This window comes from Streptomyces sp. NPDC043853, from assembly GCF_056436025.1.
In genome coordinates this window covers 1,042,783-1,059,755 of record NZ_JBWKDJ010000001.1, presented here as the reverse complement: position 1 = coordinate 1,059,755, position 16,973 = coordinate 1,042,783, and the positions used below count along the sequence as shown (strand labels likewise).

Sequence of the window (16,973 nt, the reverse complement as noted above, 5' to 3'; positions counted from 1 at the left end):
CCCCTCGGGCGCACCGCGCGGCCCGCCCCCCTCGGCCCCGAGCCGCCGGGCCCCTGCCGGGCCCGGCAGGGGCCCGCCCCCCTCGGGCCACCCGCTCCCCGGCCACCCCCTCCCGTACGCCCCGTACGCCCCCGCATGAGGAGATGCACATGACCGTCGCCACCACCGGCGCCGCCGAGGTCGAGCTCGCCATCGGCGGCATGACCTGCGCCTCGTGCGCAGCCCGGATCGAGAAGAAGCTCAACCGGATGGAGGGCGTGACCGCCACGGTCAACTACGCCACCGAGAAGGCCAAGGTCAGCTACGAGGGCGGGGTGACCGTCGCCGATCTCATCGGGACGGTCGAGGCCACCGGCTACACCGCACGGGAGCCCGAACCGCCCCGGGCACCGGGCACCCCGCCCGGGGGCCGCGCCGAGGCCGGCGGCGGGGCCGAGGACCCGGCCGACGAGCTGCGCCCGCTGCGGCAGCGGCTGGTCACCGCCGTCCTGCTGGCCGTGCCGGTGATCGCGATGGCGATGGTCCCGGCCCTGCAGATCGAGTACTGGCAGTGGCTGTCGCTGACCCTGGCCGCCCCCGTGGTCACGTACGCGGCCTGGCCCTTCCACAAGGCGGCGTTCACCAACGCCCGGCACGGCGCCGCCACCATGGACACCCTCATCTCGGTGGGTACCTCGGCCGCGTTCCTGTGGTCGCTGTGGGCGCTGTTCTTCGGCACCGCCGGGACGCCCGGCATGACCCACCCCTTCGAGTTCACCATCGCCCGCAGCGACGGCGCGGGGAACATCTACCTGGAGGCGGCCGCCGGAGTCACCGCTTTCATCCTGGCCGGCCGCTACTTCGAGGCCCGCTCGAAGCGCAAGGCCGGGGCCGCGCTGAAGGCGCTGCTGGAGCTCGGTGCGAAGGACGTCGCCGTGCTGCGCGGCGGGCGGGAGGAGCGCATACCGGTCGCGGAACTGCGGGTGGGGGACCGGTTCGTGGTCCGGCCGGGCGAGAAGATCGCCACGGACGGCGTGGTCGTCGAGGGCGCGTCCGCCGTGGACGCCTCCATGCTGACCGGAGAGTCGGTGCCCGTGGAGGTCGCGGCCGGCGACGCCGTCACCGGAGCCACCCTGAACGCCGGTGGCCGGCTGGTCGTGGAGGCCGCCCGGGTCGGCGCGGACACCCAGCTGGCCCGGATGGCCAAGCTCGTCGAGGACGCACAGAACGGCAAGGCCGCGGCCCAGCGGCTCGCCGACCGGATCTCCGCGGTGTTCGTCCCGGTGGTCATCGCGCTCGCCCTCGGCACCCTCGGCTTCTGGCTCGGCAACGGCGCCGGCTGGACCGCCGCGTTCACCGCCGCGGTCGCCGTACTGATCATCGCCTGCCCCTGCGCCCTCGGCCTGGCCACCCCGACCGCACTGATGGTCGGCACCGGCCGCGGCGCCCAGCTCGGCATCCTCATCAAGGGTCCCGAGGTGCTGGAGACCACCCGCCGCGTCGACACCATCGTGCTGGACAAGACCGGCACCGTGACCACCGGCCGGATGACCCTCCTCGCCGTACACACCGCCGAGGGGACCGATGAGCGGGAGGTGCTGCGGCTGGCCGGAGCCCTGGAGCACGCCTCCGAGCACCCCGTGGCCCAGGCCGTCGCCCGGGGCGCCGCCGCCGAGCTGGGCGAACTGCCCGCCCCGGAGGACTTCGCCAACGTCGCCGGGCTCGGCGTCCAGGGCATCGTCGAGGGCCACGCGGTCCTGGCCGGCCGCGAGAAGCTGCTCGCCGACTGGGCGATCGAACTGCCCGCGGAACTCAAGGAGGCCAAGGACCGGGCGGAGGCGTCCGGACGGACCGTCATCGCGGTGGCCTGGGACGGCGAGGCCCGGGCGGTCCTGGAGGTCGCCGACGCGGTCAAGGACACCAGCGCGGAAGCGATCGCCCGCTTCAAGGGGCTGGGCCTCACCCCGATCCTGCTGACCGGGGACAACAAGGCGGTCGCCGAGGCGGTCGCCGCCGAGGTGGGCATCGCGCAGGTCATCGCCGAGGTCATGCCCGAGGACAAGGTCGAGGTCGTCAAGCGCCTCCAGGCCGAGGGCCGGTCGGTGGCCATGGTCGGGGACGGGGTCAACGACGCCGCCGCGCTCGCCCAGGCCGACCTCGGGCTGGCCATGGGCACCGGTACCGACGCAGCGATCGAGGCCGGCGACCTGACCCTGGTCCGCGGTGACCTGAGGGCCGCGGCCGACGCCATCCGGCTGTCCCGGAAGACCCTGGGCACCATCAAGTCCAACCTCTTCTGGGCCTTCGGCTACAACGTCGCCGCACTGCCGCTGGCCGCCGCCGGACTGCTCAACCCGATGATCGCCGGAGCGGCCATGGCCTTCTCCTCGGTCTTCGTGGTCGGCAACTCCCTGAGGCTGCGGTCCTTCCGGCCGGCCGGCTCCTGACCGTCGGACCGGCTCCCCCGGACACCCCCGCACCGGACTTCGTGCGGGGGTGTCCGGCCGTGCAGGGCCGTGGGGACATCGTGGAGACCTTCACCCTGCCTTTGGCTTGCCGCGCGACGTCCCATAGGTTGGACGGTCGAAACCGAACGGGGGCGCGACATGCAACTGGTGGAGGAGATAGCCCGGATGCGGGCCGGTCAGGGTGATCCCGGCAGACTGGTGGGTGAGTTCCGGCGGGCCCTGCTGCTCGCGCCGCTGGCCGGCGGCGGGCTCATGTCGGGGCATCAGGGCGGGATCCGGTGGATCTACGCCTTCACCGACGAGGAGGCGCTGGCCCGGTTCACCACGGCACGGGGCATCGCCCCGACGCGTGAGCTGGAGTATCTGGCGGTTCTCGGTGCGCGATTGGTGGACGGGATCGTGCCGGACCTGGACGGGCCGACCGGGGTCGCGGTGAATGTTGCCGACGAGGACGGGTCGATGCTGTTCCCGCCTGTGAGCGGGATCGTGCCCGATGCCGTCGCCGTTGACGTACGGGCGGAACGGGTGGTAGGGGCGGAACGGGCGGAGGAGTCCGACCGGTGAGCGGGAACGAGGACCTCGGGCTCGACCCGGCCGCGGTCAAGAACATCCAGGACGGGCTGCGCGGGGCGATCGCGGAGCTGCGCGAGGTCGGCACGGCCGGCGGCGCTTCGATGGGCGCGGGTTTCGAGTCATTGTCGATGACGGGGATGGAGGCCGGGCACCCGGGCGTGGCCGACCTGTTCGAGGACTTCTGCGAGAAGTGGGAGTGGGGCGTACGGGCCCTGGTCCAGGACGCCAGCAGCCTCGCCTCCACCCTGGGCATCGCGGCGGGCACGGTGTGGGAGGAGGACCAGTACATCCAGGGCGCCTTCAAGGTCGGGGTGAACTCCCTCTACGGCAACCCGCACGCCTCCGAGGACGAGATCGAGAAGAAGTCCTGGGACGACATCACCCGCCCGCCGTGGGAGGTCTACAAGCCGGACTACAGCGGTGAGTCCTTCGAGAAGATGCGACAGGACGTCTCGGAGAACTGGTCGCAGACCGGGGAGACGCTGAAGACGACGGGGAAGATCGGGTCGCTGAACGACCTGCTGGAGCAGGCCAAGGGCGACGGGGGCAAGGGCTGATGGGCTGGCGGGACTGGACTCCGGACTTCATAGAGGATGCCGGTGAGGACGTCGTCGAGGGCATAGGCGACGGTGTCGAGTGGCTCGGCGACAAGACCGCGGACCTGGCCGAGAAGGCGGGCTGGGACGAAGGCGCCGACTGGGTCCGGGAGAAGAGCCGCTCGCTGGCCAACTCCATGGGCGCCGAGGTCGCCGAGATGGAGCTCGACCAGACCGAGGACCCCAAGAAGATCATCTATGGCAGCGTGTCGAAGATCCGGGAGAACGCCAAGCACCTGGCGGACTTCCAGACCAACTTCGACAAGGTCGGCAACGGCATCAAGGGCCTGAGCGCGGATGCCATCAAGGGCGTGACCGCCGACTCCTACGCGGAGCACACGGCGAAGCAGCCGCCGAAGTGGTTCAAGGCCGCCGACGCCTTCGAGAAGGCCGAGGGTGCGCTGACCCGCTTCGCCGAGACCGTCGAGTGGGCGCAGAACGAGGCCCGGGACGCGATCGAGGCGTACAAGAAGGCGAAGAAGGCCTCCGAGGACGCGCGCACCGCGTACAACGCGAAGGTCGACGAGTACAACGACGCGGTCAAGGCGAAGAAGGACGACCTGCCGCCGCGCCCCTCGGGTTTCAAGGATCCGGGCGAGGCGGGCGTCAAGGCCGCCTACGACAAGGTCATCAACGCCCGCAAGCAGCGCAATGAGGCGGCGGAGACCGCCAAGACGGCGCTGACCGCGGCCCGGGACGCCGCCCCGCCCAAGCCATCGTACGCCGAGCAGGTCAAGGACGGCCTGCAGGGCCTGGAGATCGACGCCCGGCACCTGGGCGGCGGCGTCATCAAGGGCGCGGCCGGCATCGTGAACTTCGCGCGGTCGGTCAACCCGACCGACCCGTACAACATCACCCACCCCGCCGAGTACCTCACCAACCTCAACAACACCGTCACCGGCCTCGCGCTCGCGGCCAACGACCCGGTCGGCACCGCCAAGACCATGGTCAACGAGTTCATGAAGGACCCCTCCGAGGGCATCGGCAAGCTCATCCCCGACCTCGCGCTGACCGCGGCCACCGGTGGCGGCGGCGCCGGGGTGAAGGCGGCCCGCCTCGCCAAGGAGGCCGCCGAAGCCGCACGGCTGCGCAAAGTGCTCGACGACGCCCCCGAGGGCTCCCGCAACACCGTGGACGGCGAGCGCAAGGCCGGCGGTGACCCGGTGGACCTCGCCACGGGCCGGATGTACCTGCCCCAGACCGACGTCGAGCTGCCCGGCATCCTGCCGCTGGTCTTCACCCGCCGCACCGAGTCCGGTTGCGCGGTCGGCCGTTTCCTGGGGCCGGCCTGGACGTCCACGGTCGACGAGCGTCTGCAGATCGACGCGGCCGGCGTCCTCCACGTCACCGCCGAGGGCCTGCTGATCCCGTACCCGCATCCGGCTCCCGGCGTGTCCACCGAGCCGGAAACGGGCATGGCCCGTGCGCTGCTGACCCGCGACGCCCACGGCGACTACACCGTCACCGCCCCCGACAGCGGCCTGACTTTCCACTTCACTGCCACGGTCGAGGACGAACCGGGAAGCGACGGAGTCGCCTGGCTGTCCGACATCACCGAACGCAACGGCCACTCCATCACCATCGAGCGTGACGAGGACGGCCTGCCGCTGGCCCTGGCCCACTCCGCGGGCCACGAAGTGAAGCTGTCCGTCACGGACGGCCTGGTCACAGCCCTGTCCCTGGCCGGGGAGGGCGAGGACGGCACCGACCTGCCCCTGATGGGCTACGGCTACGAGAACGGCGACCTGACCGCGGTCACCAAGCCCTCGGGCGCCACCACCGTCTTCACGTACGACGACCGCCGTCGCGTCACCGCCTGGACCGACTCCAACGGAAGCCGCTACGACTACGTCTACGACGACCGCGACCGGGTCATAGCGGAGGGCGGCGAAGCGGGCCACGTCCAGATCCGCCTGGCCTACACCGAACCGGATCCGGCCACGGGCCACCGCACCACCACGCTCACCACCGCCGACGGGCACGCGACCCGCCACCTGTTCGGCCCCGGCGGCCGCCTCCTGGCCGTCACCGACCCGCTCGGCCACACCACCCGCTTCACCTACGACGGACGCGGCAACCTGCTGACCCGCACCGACCCGCTGGGCCTCACCACCGCCTTCTCCTACGACGACGCGGGCCGGGCCGTCCGCGCGATCCGGCCGGACGGCAGCGAACTGCGCACCGTACGCGGCCGGTTCGGTCTGCCCGTGGAGGTCGTCGCGGCGGACGGCTCCCGGATGCTCCACGAGTACGACGAACGCGGCAACCGCACCGCCGTCACCGATCCCGCAGGCTCCACCACCCGCTACACCTACGACCACGGCGGCCGGCTCACCTCGCTCACCGACGCCGAAGGGGCGACGACCCGCGTGGTGTGCAACGCGGCGGGGCTGCCCGTGGAGGTGACCGACCCGGCCGGCGCCATCACCCGGACGGAGCGGGACGCCCTCGGCAGGCCGGTCAGCATCACCGACCCGGTCGGTGGCGTCACCCGGCTGCAGTGGCACGCCGACGGGCACCTCGCCCGGCGCACCGGCCCCGACGGCGCCACGGAGTCGTGGACCTACGACGGCGAGGGCAACCAGCTCACCCGTACCGACGCCTCCGGTGGCGTCACCCGCTTCGAGTACACCCACTTCGACCTGCCGGTCTCCCGCACCGGCCCCGACGGCGCGCGCTACGAGTTCGAGCACGACGCCGATCTGCGCCTCACCCGCGTCACCAACCCGTACGGGCTGACCTGGACGTACGAGTACGACGCCGCCGGCGACATCGTCTCCGAGACCGACTTCGACGGCCGCACGCTCGCCTACCGGCTGGACGCCGCAGGCCGGCTCGAAGCCCGGGTCGACGCCCTCGGCGGAACCATCTCCTTCGAGCGCGACCTGCTCGGCCGGGCGGTCACCAAGGACGTGGACGGCCGGGTGACCACCTACGCCTACGACGCGGCCGGACGCCTGCTGGAGGCGACCGGACCCGACGGCGAACTCCGCTACCAGTACGACCGCCGGGGCAAGGTGAAGACCGAGCTGGTCGACGGCCGTCCCGTCACCTACTCCTACGACGCCCTGGGCCGCCGCACCCGCCGCACCACCCCCACCGGCCACGTCACCACCTACACCTACGGCGCCGACGGAGCGCCGAACCGTCTGACCACCGGCCACCACCGGGTCGACTTCACCCACGACGCCGCCGGCCGGGAGCTCTCACGCGTCTTCGGTGACACGGTCGCCATGGCCTCCGCCTGGGACGAGGCCGGACGGCTCTCCGAGCAGCACATCACGGCCCGAGGGAACGCGGTCAACAGCCGCGCCTACACCTACCGGGCCGACGGCCACCTCACATCCGTCGCCGACCGGCTGTCGGGCACCCGCACCTTCGACCTGGACCCTGCGGGCCGGGTCACCGCCGTCCACGCCCGGGACTGGACGGAGCGCTACACCTACGACGCCGCGGGCAACCAGACCTCGGCGTCCTGGCCGTCCGGCCACCCCGGCGGCGAGGCCACCGGACCACGCACCTACGCCGGCACCTCCCTCACCCGGGCCGGTGGAGTCCGCTTCGAACACGACGCCCTCGGCCGCATCGTCCTGCGGCAGAAGACCCGGCTCTCCCGCAAGCCGGACACCTGGCACTACGCGTGGGACACGGAGAACCGCCTCACCTCCGTCACCACTCCCGACGGAACGCGGTGGACGTACCGCTACGACCCGCTCGGCCGCCGCACCGCGAAGCAGCGCCTGGCGGCCGACGGCGAGACCGTGGCCGAGGAGGTCCGGTTCACCTGGGACGGCCTGACCCTGTGCGAACAGACCACCCACCAGCCGGACCTCCCGCACACGGTCGCCCTCACCTGGGACCACCGCAGCGACGTCCCCCTGGCCCAGACCGAGCGCATCCTCACGCCCGACGCACGCCAGGAGGAGATCGACCGCCGCTTCTTCGCCATCGCCACCGACCTCGTCGGCACCCCCACCGAACTGATCGACGAGTCCGGCGACATCGCCTGGCGCGCGCGGGCCACGTTGTGGGGCACCACCGCCTGGACCCGCGGCAGCGGCACCTACACCCCGCTCCGCTTCCCCGGCCAGTACTACGACCCCGAGACCGGCCTCCACTACAACCTCTTCCGCCACTACGACCCGGAATCCGGCCGCTACACCTCCCCGGACCCCCTCGGCCTGGCCCCCGCCCCGAACCCCCTCGCGTACGTGGACAACCCGCACAGCGGGTGCGACCCGCTGGGCCTCATGCCCAAGTACACGAAGGAGGAGAAGGCCCAGAAGCGCCTCGACAAGGTCGTGGATGACGTGATCGGGAAAGCGCAGGACGGGGGGTTCAAGAAGCACAGCACTTATCACGGGGACACGAGGCACGGTTTCAGCGACGAACGGGTCACGGAGATCCTCAAGAACCCGGATGCCGTGTACCAGTCGACGGGCACGGGCCAAAGGCTGATCTTCCGGCAGGGCGAGGACATCGTCGTGCTCGACGGGCCCGGCAACACCCAGGGCCAGGCCATCACGGCCTATGGTTCGTCCGGGATCAAGGGCGACAGCGGGGCGAAGGCGCTCGGCGGGAATCCCACGGACCCCCACCCGCCGATTACCCACGAGGACCTTGTGCAGGGCAGGGTGCCACTCAAGGACGGATACATGGCCCCGGCAAAGCAGATCAGATGAGGCAAGGATGACCACGAAGCTGACGTTCGACGGCGACTGGGGCGCGACGGTGACGGACGAACCGCTGCGCATCACACCCCGCTTCACCGGCGACGCCTCGGTGAAGGTCGTTCGCTACGCGGACGTGATGGAGCGTGACCGGTTCCTCGCCGACACCTTCGGCAGCCAGGACCAGCTGTGGGACGCACCTGACGTCCTCCGGTTCGACAAGGCCGGCCGGGAGCTGGTCGGGGCAGAGTTGCACTGGCCGGAAGAGTCCGCCTCCGCCGAGGAAGCCGCCCGCCTGCCCCTCACGCCCGCGGTGCGCCCGGGCGGGCTCCGGGCCGACGAGGCCCGGGACTTCCGGCACGAGCGGTGCACGGTGCTGTGCCGTGCCCCCGGGGACACCGTGCTGACCTGTCTGCGCGACCTCGACGTCCTCGACGAGCCGCTGGACGCCCGCATCGGCATCGCCCCCGACCTGGCACTCCTCGTCCAGCACGGCGCAGTCGTCGGGTGGAGCCTCGCTGACCCCGCCCGGTATCTGACCAGTGGATTCGCCGACCCCGACGCCAACCCGCCCGCCGCCGCCACCCGCCGCCTGCTCACCGAGTGCCTGGACCTGGTCACCATGCCGGTGGTGGACGACCTGGTCGACGGTGAACCGGCCGCCCTGGCCCGACTCCGGGCGGCCGACGAGGCCCTGCGCGAGCAGCGTGAGGACCGGCGCCGAGCCGACGTCTTGCTCCAGCTGATCGCCACCTACGTGGAGGACTACGGGAACTGGTGACCGGGGCTCGTTCGACAAGGCGGCATTCGCCATGAGACTCACCCTCGACGACGACTGGACCGCGACAGTGACGGGCGAAACCCTGGGCATCGTGCCGCGCTCCCGGGGACGCCGTGCTGACCTGTCTGCGCAACCTCGATGTCCTCGAGGAGCCGCTGGAGGCTCGTATCGGTATCGCCCCCGAGGGCGCTCCTGGTCCAGCACGGCGCCGTCGTCGGCTGGAGCCTCACGGATCCTGCACGGTACCTGACCACCCCGTACACCGATCCCGACCCCAACCCGCCCTCCCCTGCAACCCGTCGGCTGCTCACCGAATGCCTGGACCTGGCCACCGATCCGGTGATCTATGACGTGGAGGACCGGGAGCCGGCCGCCCTGGCCCGCCTGCGGGCCGCCGATGAAGCCCTGCGCGATCAGAGCGAGGACCGGTACCGCGTCGGTGCCCTTCGTGCGCTGATCGCCAACTTGGTGGACACCTTTGGGAACTGGTGACCGCGGCCCCGGCATCCGACGGCGACATCGTCACGAGGGCGCCTGACCGGCGGGGTAGGTTGGCACGCATGACACGCGCGTTCGACCGGAGCCTCTCCCTGGAGCGACTGGAGGGACGGCGGTGGCCGGAACCGCCGCAGGACAGCACCGGCCTGGTGAAGGCGGTGCACGCCCTGCGGCGCCGGCCGGTCGAGCGGCTCACGGTCGAGGAGCTCGCCCGTCTCATCGGCCAGGAGGTCGGCCTGCGGTGGCTGCTCCCGGTCGCCCTGGAGATCCTCCTGGAGACCGCCCCCGGCCAGGCGGCCGGCGGCTTCTACGACGACGACCTGCTGACCGCGGTCCTGACGGTGAACCCCGACACCTGGCGGGCCGAACCCGAGCTCGCGGCGGAACTGCGCGGGATCCTCGGCATCCTGGTCGATCTCGGGCCGTACGTCGAGCCGGATGCCGAACGGTTCCTCGAGGCGTTCCCGGGAAAGGGTGCGTAGCGTGGGGCCGGAGCGGCTGATCGCGAACCGGCGGCAGGTCCTCGACCCGCTGTACGACGAGCCGCCCCCGCTGAGCGGGGTGCGGCTGCGGTCGGTGCGGATCGACGGCTGGGCGCCCACCGTCACCCTGCGCATCGACCTGCCGCGGTTCGCGGACCATTGGGAGGGCGAGCCGGGCGACACCGTGCAGTGCCACCTGCAGTTCGGCCACGTCGAGGAGTTCGCGATGGACGGCTGGGAGCCGCCTGCCCTGGTGGACATCACGTGCGAGGAGCTGCCCGGACACCGGCTCGCCGTCCGCGTCGCGGGATCCGGCGTGCGGGTGTCCTTCACCGCGGACGCCTCCCCGCTGGCCGGACACGTCAGCGTGTTCACGCGGGACGCCGACGGCGGGGACGGCGGTCCGCACCGGTTCGTGCGCACGCTGGACTCCCGCCTGTACCGGACCGTTCCGCCCCCTACCGCGAAGACGTTTTATGAGCACCTCTGAGCACTGCCCCTGGCCCGGTGAACTGGCAGAGCTGTACGACACCCCGCCCGACCCGGGAGGCTGCCGGATGTTCTCCGTGCACGTCGACGAGCGGGACGCGGCGGTGACCCTGGGCTTCGAGACCGGCGTGCTGCCCGACCGGCCCCGGCCGGAGTGGGCGGACACCGCGTACAACACCTTCGTGTTCTCGCTGGTGTTCCGTGCCGTGGCGGACCTCCGGATCCGGGGGATCCTCGCGGACGCGGAACGCGAGATGTCCCTGGAGCCCGGCCCTGACGGCCGGCTCGCGGTCGCGGCGGTGGGCCCGCACCGGTCGTTCACCTTCACCGCCGAGGACTGCGGCGTGGTCGGCGTGGGAGTACGGCTGCAGGGCGGGGTCTGAGATGGAGCACGGGACCGAGGGCGTTCTGGGACCTCACCCGCTCCCCGGCGGCACCGGGCCGGCTGCGGATATGGGTGGATTCCCGGGGCGAGCAGGTGTTCTCCTGGGAGGAGCTGCGGTTCCTGCTGTACACGGCAGGGGCGCGGTCGGTGGAACGGGGCCCGGTGGTGGACACCGGCGTATGGGCGGAGGAGATGTCGGTATGACGGCGGGGGCGGGCGGGAACACCCGGGAGATACGGGCGAACACCGATGAGGCGCGGGCCGGCAGCCACGAGGTGCGGGCGCTGTACACGGACGAGACCATCACCGTCTACCAGGCGTACTCCGCGCGGATCGCCGGACCGGCGCTGGCGGCGGGCACCTTCGTGCCGCCCTTCAAACGGGAGCGCATGACCTGGATCAAGCCCTCCTTCCTGTGGATGATGTACCGCTGCGGCTGGGGCGCCAAGCCCGACCAGGAGCGGGTGCTGGCCGTCGACATCACCCGGGACGGCTTCGAGTGGGCCCTCGCCCACGCCTCCCTCAGCCACTACGACCGGGACCGCTTCGCGAGCGAGGCCGAGTGGCGCGAGCAGCTGAAGGCGAGCCCGGTCCGCGTCCAGTGGGACCCGGAACGCGACCTCCACCTGAACGCGCTGCCGCACCGGGCGATCCAGATCGGCCTCTCCGGTTCCGCGGTGGACCGCTACACCGACGAGTGGATCACCGGCATCCGCGATGTGACCTCCCTCGCCCACGAGGTCCACGCGGCCGTGCGCGCCGGCGACCTCGACACGGCCGCCGGGCTGCTCCCCGCCGAGCGTCCGTACCCGCTGGCGGAGGACCTCGTCGCCCGCATCGGCCGCCGGTGACCGTGGCCGGCCGGCCGGCCGTGACCGGAGCGCTCCCTACACGGCCTGGTCGGCCCGGCCGCCGGGGTGTCGGTGCTGGTCGTCGACGATCCGGACGAGGGGCGGGACGAGTGGTCCGGGCACGGGGACGTGTGGAGCGTCAGCTTCGACCGACCGGGAGGCCCGTCGGTTCCTTGATGCGCTTCATGATGATCTGCGAGTTGACCTCGGTGACCCCCGAGAGGGCGGTGAGCTGCTCGATCCAGAGGCGTTCGTACGCGCGGAGGTCGGCGACCGCGATGCGCAGCAGGCAGCCCGGGCTGCCGAAGAGGCGGTACGCCTCGACCACATCGGGAATGTCCTGGAGGGCGGCTTCGAAGGCCTCGACCGCCTCGCGGTCCCGTCGTACCTCCACGGAGACCAGCACCTCGAAGCCGCGGTCGACCGCCTCGGGGTTGATCACCGCACGGTAACCCTGGATCACCCCGTCCTGCTCCAGCTGGCGGACCCGGCGCATGCAGGGGGACGGGGTGAGGCCCACGCGCTGGGCGAGCTCCTGGTTGCTGAGCCTGCCGTCCTGCTGGAGCTGGCGCAAGATTTCCCGGTCGATCGCGTCCATGGGGCAATTATCCACCCGCGAATATGAACGGACGGCCAGAATCCGCAATCACATTGCGTGAAGAACTCCGTACCATTGCTTGCTGCGCACGTGCGTGCGAAATCCGTGTGTGTGAAGTCTGGCGCCAGGCGAAAGGTGGGCATTCCGTGGGACGGATCGTCGTCATCAGCACCGGCGGGACGATAGCGAGCCGCTGGCAGGGGTCAGGGTTCGCCGCGGACGCGGACGGCAACGAGGTCATGGCCACGGCACCGCTGCCGGAGGACGTGGTCGTCGAGGTCGTCGACCTGTTCAGCGTGAACAGTCCCCGCCTCACCACCGCCCACCAGCTGACCCTGCTGCGCACGGTGCACGAGGTGCTCGCCGACCCCGGCGTGGACGGAATCGTCGTCACCCACGGCACGGACACCCTGGAGGAGTCCGCCTTCCTGGTCGACCTCCACCACCACGACGAGCGCAGCGTGGTCTTCACCGGGGCGCAGCTCCCCATGGGGGCGGACGGCGCGGACGGCCCCGCCAACCTGTACGACGCGCTGCTGACGGCCGCCACCACGCGCGGGCTCGGCGTCCTCGTCTCCTTCGCCGGCCGGGTGCACGGCGCCCGCGGCACCGTCAAGACCCAGACCCTGGCCGCCGACGCGTTCGCCGACCCCTCGGGGGACTGGATCGGCAAGATCGGCTTCGGGAAGGTCACCGTGCTGCGGCAGCCGCAGCGCCCGCGGGCGCTGGCCCTGCCGGCGTTGCCGGAGGCGCTGCCGCGCGTGGACATGGTCATGCACCACGCGGACGGCGACCCGCTGCTGTTCCGCGCGGCGCTCGACGCCGGGGCGCGGGGCGTGGTGCTGGTCGCCACCGGCGCCGGCAACGCCACCCCGGAGTTCGTGGAGGCGGTCGCCGAGGCCACCGCGCGGGGCGTGCTCGTCGCCCTCACCACGCGGGTGCCCGCCGGGCCGGTCACCGAGATCTACACCCACGGCGGGGCCGTCGACCTGGTCGCCGCGGGCGCCGTCCCGACCGGCACCCTGCGCGCCGGCCAGGCCCGCATCGCCCTCCTCGCGGCACTGCTGGCCTCCGGCGAGCGGGCGGAGCAGGAACGGGTGCTGCGGCAGGTGCTGGGCGCGGCCGAGTCGAAGACGCTGGTCGGCGCGTAACTCCGCCCGAGCGGGCCGGTGTTCGGGACATAAAATGGTCCCGGGCATCGGCTCGGCTCAGCGGGGGGCGCGTACATGGAACCGGGGACCATCGGCATCCGGCTGGCTTCGAGCGTGCTCGGGCCGCTGGTGCGGAAGCTGTTCGTCAGCGAGGGACCGGGCGCCGGGGTCGTGGACAAGCCGGTCCGGATCTCCGGGTACGTCTCCTTCCGGGGCGAGAAGCGGAGCCTGACCGAGGGTGACGTACGCGCCCTCGCCGCGAAGATCGTCAGGCACGCCCTGCGGACCGGTGGCGAGCGGCCGATCGCCGCCGACGAGGAGCAGGCGGTCGCTGATGCGCTGGCCGCCACCCTGCGCGCCCTGGGCGAGCTGAAGATCACCGACCTGGACGCGGTCGGGCTCGGCGCGCCTGAGTTCGCCCGCGCGCTGCGCCGAGCCGCCGATGGCGACCCGACCCGCGAACTCACCGCCGACGCCACCTACTTCTACGAGCGGCTGCTCGACTCCGCCTGCCTGCACATCCTGCACTTCTTCACCCAGCGGTCCACGTTCGTCGCCCACACCCTGGTCGAGCAGACCCGCGCGGTCGCGGACCTGACGGCCAGGGTCGACGAACTGATCCGCCGCAATCCGCTGCCGGGCGCGGAGGACGCCGCGTTCGAGCAGGAGTACCTGCGGTACATCGCCAGGAAGCACGGCAAGCTGACCATCTACGGCATCGACCTCAACCGCTCCCCGGCCCGCTGGCCCCTGGACGTGGCGTACCTCAGCCTCGAAGCCACCACCTCCACGACTCCGCCGTGGCCGCACTACGACGACCCGTGTGACGAAGGGTTCCACCCCTACGACGGCCCTCCGGACGAGGAACCGGAGCCGTCCGTCGAACCCGAGGACATGCCCGAGGAGGTCGCGGAGCAGCTCTACCGGGAGGCATTCCCCGAGGAGGAGGGGGTGGAGGCGGACCCGGAACACGCGGAGTACCACCGGAGAGTCAACGAATACCTCCTGCGGAGCATCTTCTCCCAGCCCGCGGACGCGGTGCTCGCCAACAGCCGCCGCGTCCTGCTCCGGGGCGAGGCCGGATCGGGCAAGACCACTCTGGTGCAGTGGCTGGCGACGGGCACGACCGGCCGGAGCGCCGCCCCGGAGCTGGCGTACCTGCACGACCGGATCCCGTTCGTACTGCCCCTCCGTACGATCACCCGCAACGGCGGCCGACTGCCCGCGCCCAGGGACTTCCTCGGCGCCGTCGACTCCCCGCTCGCCGGGTCCCAGCCGGTCGGGTGGGAGCAGCGCGTGCTCGCCGCCGGCCGCGGCCTCGTCCTCATCGACGGCATCGACGAGGTCCCCGAACGCGAGCGCGAGCGGACCCGCCGGTGGCTGCGGGACCTGATGGAGGCGTACGACGGGGACAACCGCTGGCTGGTCACCTCCCGCCCGGCCGCCGTGGGCGAGCGGTGGCTGGCGGACGAGTCGTTCAGCGAGCTCACGCTGTCCGCGATGGGCCCCGCCGAGGTCGCCACGTTCATCCGCCGCTGGCACGCGGCCGCCCGTCCGGACGCCGACGACCCGGCCGAACTCGACGCGTACGAGGAGCAGCTGCTCACCGCGGTAAGGACCAAACAGGACCTCGGGCGGCTGGCCACCAACCCGCTGATGTGCGGCCTGATCTGCGCCCTGCACCGGGACCGGCGCGGCTATCTGCCGCACGGCCGGAAGGACCTCTACGAGGCCGCGCTGTCCATGCTGCTGAGCCGCCGCGACCGCGAACGCGACATCGAGGTGCCGGAACTGGGGGAGGACGCCCAGCTCGACCTGCTCCAGCGGCTCGCCTACTGGATGATCAAGAACGGCCGCACGGAGATGGACCGTTCGCGGGCCGAGGACATCATCGGCCGGGCACTGCCCGCCGTACCCGAGCTGGCCGCCCTCGGCGAAGCCGCCGCCGTCTTCGACCACTTCCTGCTGCGCAGCGGTCTGCTGCGGGAACCGGCCCCGGACACGGTCGACTTCGTGCACAAGACGTTCCAGGACTTCCTCGGGGCCCGCGCGGCGGTGGAAGAGGGCGATTTCGGCCTGCTCGTCGATCGCGCCGCGAACGACCAGTGGGAGGACGTCATCCGGATGGCGGTGGCCCTCGCGAAGCCTCGCGAGCGGGCGGAGATCCTCCGGGGCCTGATCACCGCGGGAGACCGGTCCCCGGACCGGCGGAGCAAGGTGCGCGTCCTGCTGCTGGCCGCCGCCTGCCTGGAGCACGCCACTGTGCTCGACCCGGCCGTACGGGAAGCCGTGGAACAGCGCACCGTGACCCTCATCCCGCCGAAGGACGAGGAGGAGGCCCGTGCCCTGGCCGAGGTCGGCCCGCTGGTGCTCGGGCTCCTTCCGGGCCCGGAGGAACTGAGTCCCTCCGACGCCCACCTCGTGGTCATCGCCGCCTCCCACGTCGCGTCCGATGCCGCCCTGCCCTTCCTGGCCCGGTACGCCCGGCACCCCTTCCCTCCGGTCAGGTCCCAGCTCGTGTGGGCATGGTCGCGCTTCGACCTCGCCGCCTACGCCGACGAGGTCGTGGCCCGGCTGGATCCCGAACGGCTCCGGTACACCGTCCAGTCGGTGGAGCAGCTGGAACACCTGCGCCGGCTCCCCGAGCCGCCGCGCAGGCTGGACGTCCGCAGTGCCGTCCCGGTCAGGGCTCTCGCCTCGTACGCCGACGAGACCGGGCTGACCGAACTCGTGCTCGCCCACCCGGAGGCTTCCCACCTCGGATTCCTCGCCTCACAGGAGGCCCTGGAGGACCTGGACACCCAGGCGTGCCCCGCCCTGTCGGACCTCTCGGCGATCGGGGGGCTGCCGCTGGAGTACCTGGCCATCGGCGGTACGCCCGACCTGCGCAGGCATCCGGTGGCGACGCTGCTCGCGCTTCGCTACCTGTCGGTCGCTCTGTCCCCGACCGCGGACTGGGACGTGGACCTGCTGCCCACCGGACCCCTGCTGCAGAACCTGCACCTGGAGTGCGCGGACCGCCCCCTGCGCGGGCTGGCCGGGCTGAGCGGCCTCCGCGGTCTCGAAGCCCTGTACCTCAGCCCTGGAGTCGGCCCGGCCTCGGCCGATGACTGGCTGGAGATCGGACGTCTCCCCCTGCTCAACCACCTGACCGTGACGGCGCACTCCGTCATGAGCCTGCCCGCCGGGCTGCTCCTGCCCGCAGTCTCCACCCTCGAACTCCGGGGCGGCGGTGCCTACGACGGCCAACTGGTCCTCGACCGCCTGCGGGGCGCGTGCCCCCGGTTGAAGGGGCTCACCCTGCGCGCGGCTCCGGGAGCGAGGGGCGCCCTCGACCTGGCATCGCTGGCGGGCCTGCCGGAACTGGAATACCTCGTCCTGCCCGTTCCGCCCGACCGCGTCCACCACGTCGACGCCCTAGCCCCCGAGGTGCGCGTGCGGTACGCCTGACC

14 protein-coding genes are annotated in these 16,973 nt (G+C 72.0%); 13 read left to right on the top strand and 1 reads right to left on the bottom strand.

The features are described from left to right. The first annotated feature begins 149 nt into the window (after positions 1-149). From AC067U_RS04455 to AC067U_RS04405, 11 genes are all read left to right on the top strand, one after another. The gene (locus AC067U_RS04455) at positions 150-2,426 is read left to right on the top strand and encodes a heavy metal translocating P-type ATPase (protein ID WP_478828090.1); all 2,277 of its coding nucleotides are present in this window, start codon (positions 150-152) and stop codon (positions 2,424-2,426) included. 159 nt (positions 2,427-2,585) lie between these two features. Next, positions 2,586-3,011 (top strand): hypothetical protein, encoded by a 426-nt coding sequence (locus AC067U_RS04450; protein ID WP_478828089.1) that lies wholly within the window; start codon positions 2,586-2,588, stop codon positions 3,009-3,011. Beyond that, a complete protein-coding gene (locus tag AC067U_RS04445) occupies positions 3,008-3,577 on the top strand; it encodes a hypothetical protein (protein WP_478828088.1) in 570 nt (189 codons plus the stop codon). Before AC067U_RS04450 ends, AC067U_RS04445 begins: the two co-directional genes overlap by 4 nt. Then, entirely contained in the window at positions 3,577-8,298 is a 4,722-nt protein-coding gene (locus tag AC067U_RS04440; RefSeq protein WP_478828087.1) for a putative T7SS-secreted protein, read from the top strand. The genes AC067U_RS04445 and AC067U_RS04440 overlap by 1 nt, the downstream gene beginning before the upstream one ends. A gap of 7 nt (positions 8,299-8,305) precedes the next feature. After that, complete coding sequence (locus AC067U_RS04435) at positions 8,306-9,067, top strand: hypothetical protein (RefSeq protein WP_478828086.1); 762 nt, start codon at positions 8,306-8,308, stop codon at positions 9,065-9,067. Between the two features lie 138 nt (positions 9,068-9,205). Next, positions 9,206-9,559 carry a hypothetical protein gene (locus tag AC067U_RS04430; protein WP_478828085.1) on the top strand — a complete coding sequence of 118 codons (354 nt, stop codon included), beginning with the start codon at positions 9,206-9,208 and terminating at the stop codon, positions 9,557-9,559. Positions 9,560-9,627: 68 nt separating this feature from the next. Next, complete coding sequence (locus AC067U_RS04425; protein WP_478828084.1) at positions 9,628-10,047, top strand: contact-dependent growth inhibition system immunity protein; 420 nt, start codon at positions 9,628-9,630, stop codon at positions 10,045-10,047. 1 nt (position 10,048) lies between these two features. Beyond that, the gene (locus tag AC067U_RS04420; protein WP_478828083.1) at positions 10,049-10,537 is read left to right on the top strand and encodes an Imm50 family immunity protein; all 489 of its coding nucleotides are present in this window, start codon (positions 10,049-10,051) and stop codon (positions 10,535-10,537) included. Continuing rightward, the gene (locus AC067U_RS04415; protein WP_478828082.1) at positions 10,524-10,919 is read left to right on the top strand and encodes an Imm50 family immunity protein; all 396 of its coding nucleotides are present in this window, start codon (positions 10,524-10,526) and stop codon (positions 10,917-10,919) included. Before AC067U_RS04420 ends, AC067U_RS04415 begins: the two co-directional genes overlap by 14 nt. Positions 10,920-10,993: 74 nt before the next feature. Then, a complete protein-coding gene (locus AC067U_RS04410; RefSeq protein ID WP_478828081.1) occupies positions 10,994-11,125 on the top strand; it encodes a hypothetical protein in 132 nt (43 codons plus the stop codon). After that, on the top strand, positions 11,122-11,772 hold the full coding sequence (locus AC067U_RS04405) for a DUF4291 domain-containing protein (protein ID WP_478828080.1): 651 nt from the start codon (positions 11,122-11,124) through the stop codon (positions 11,770-11,772). The genes AC067U_RS04410 and AC067U_RS04405 overlap by 4 nt, the downstream gene beginning before the upstream one ends. A 139-nt stretch (positions 11,773-11,911) precedes the next feature. Here AC067U_RS04405 and AC067U_RS04400 read toward each other — a convergent pair whose 3' ends face one another. Beyond that, positions 11,912-12,370, bottom strand: coding sequence for an Lrp/AsnC family transcriptional regulator (locus AC067U_RS04400; RefSeq protein WP_478828079.1), 459 nt, complete (start codon positions 12,368-12,370; stop codon positions 11,912-11,914). A gap of 146 nt (positions 12,371-12,516) precedes the next feature. Here AC067U_RS04400 and AC067U_RS04395 point away from each other — a divergent pair, with 146 nt between their 5' ends. Together AC067U_RS04395 and AC067U_RS04390 are read left to right on the top strand one after the other, a co-directional pair. Beyond that, entirely contained in the window at positions 12,517-13,521 is a 1,005-nt protein-coding gene (locus tag AC067U_RS04395) for an asparaginase (protein ID WP_478828078.1), read from the top strand. Positions 13,522-13,596: 75 nt separating this feature from the next. Continuing rightward, the gene (locus tag AC067U_RS04390) at positions 13,597-16,971 is read left to right on the top strand and encodes an NACHT domain-containing protein (protein ID WP_478828077.1); all 3,375 of its coding nucleotides are present in this window, start codon (positions 13,597-13,599) and stop codon (positions 16,969-16,971) included. Positions 16,972-16,973 lie beyond the last annotated feature (2 nt).

Coding starts and splice junctions, on each gene's coding strand:
- AC067U_RS04455 (WP_478828090.1), top strand. CDS start 150: ATGACCGTCGCCACCACCGGCGCCGCCGAGGTCGAGCTCGCCATCGGC.
- AC067U_RS04450 (WP_478828089.1), top strand. CDS start 2,586: ATGCAACTGGTGGAGGAGATAGCCCGGATGCGGGCCGGTCAGGGTGAT.
- AC067U_RS04440 (WP_478828087.1), top strand. CDS start 3,577: ATGGGCTGGCGGGACTGGACTCCGGACTTCATAGAGGATGCCGGTGAG.
- AC067U_RS04435 (WP_478828086.1), top strand. CDS start 8,306: ATGACCACGAAGCTGACGTTCGACGGCGACTGGGGCGCGACGGTGACG.
- AC067U_RS04430 (WP_478828085.1), top strand. CDS start 9,206: ATGTCCTCGAGGAGCCGCTGGAGGCTCGTATCGGTATCGCCCCCGAGG.
- AC067U_RS04425 (WP_478828084.1), top strand. CDS start 9,628: ATGACACGCGCGTTCGACCGGAGCCTCTCCCTGGAGCGACTGGAGGGA.
- AC067U_RS04415 (WP_478828082.1), top strand. CDS start 10,524: ATGAGCACCTCTGAGCACTGCCCCTGGCCCGGTGAACTGGCAGAGCTG.
- AC067U_RS04405 (WP_478828080.1), top strand. CDS start 11,122: ATGACGGCGGGGGCGGGCGGGAACACCCGGGAGATACGGGCGAACACC.
- AC067U_RS04400 (WP_478828079.1), bottom strand. CDS start 12,370: ATGGACGCGATCGACCGGGAAATCTTGCGCCAGCTCCAGCAGGACGGC.
- AC067U_RS04390 (WP_478828077.1), top strand. CDS start 13,597: ATGGAACCGGGGACCATCGGCATCCGGCTGGCTTCGAGCGTGCTCGGG.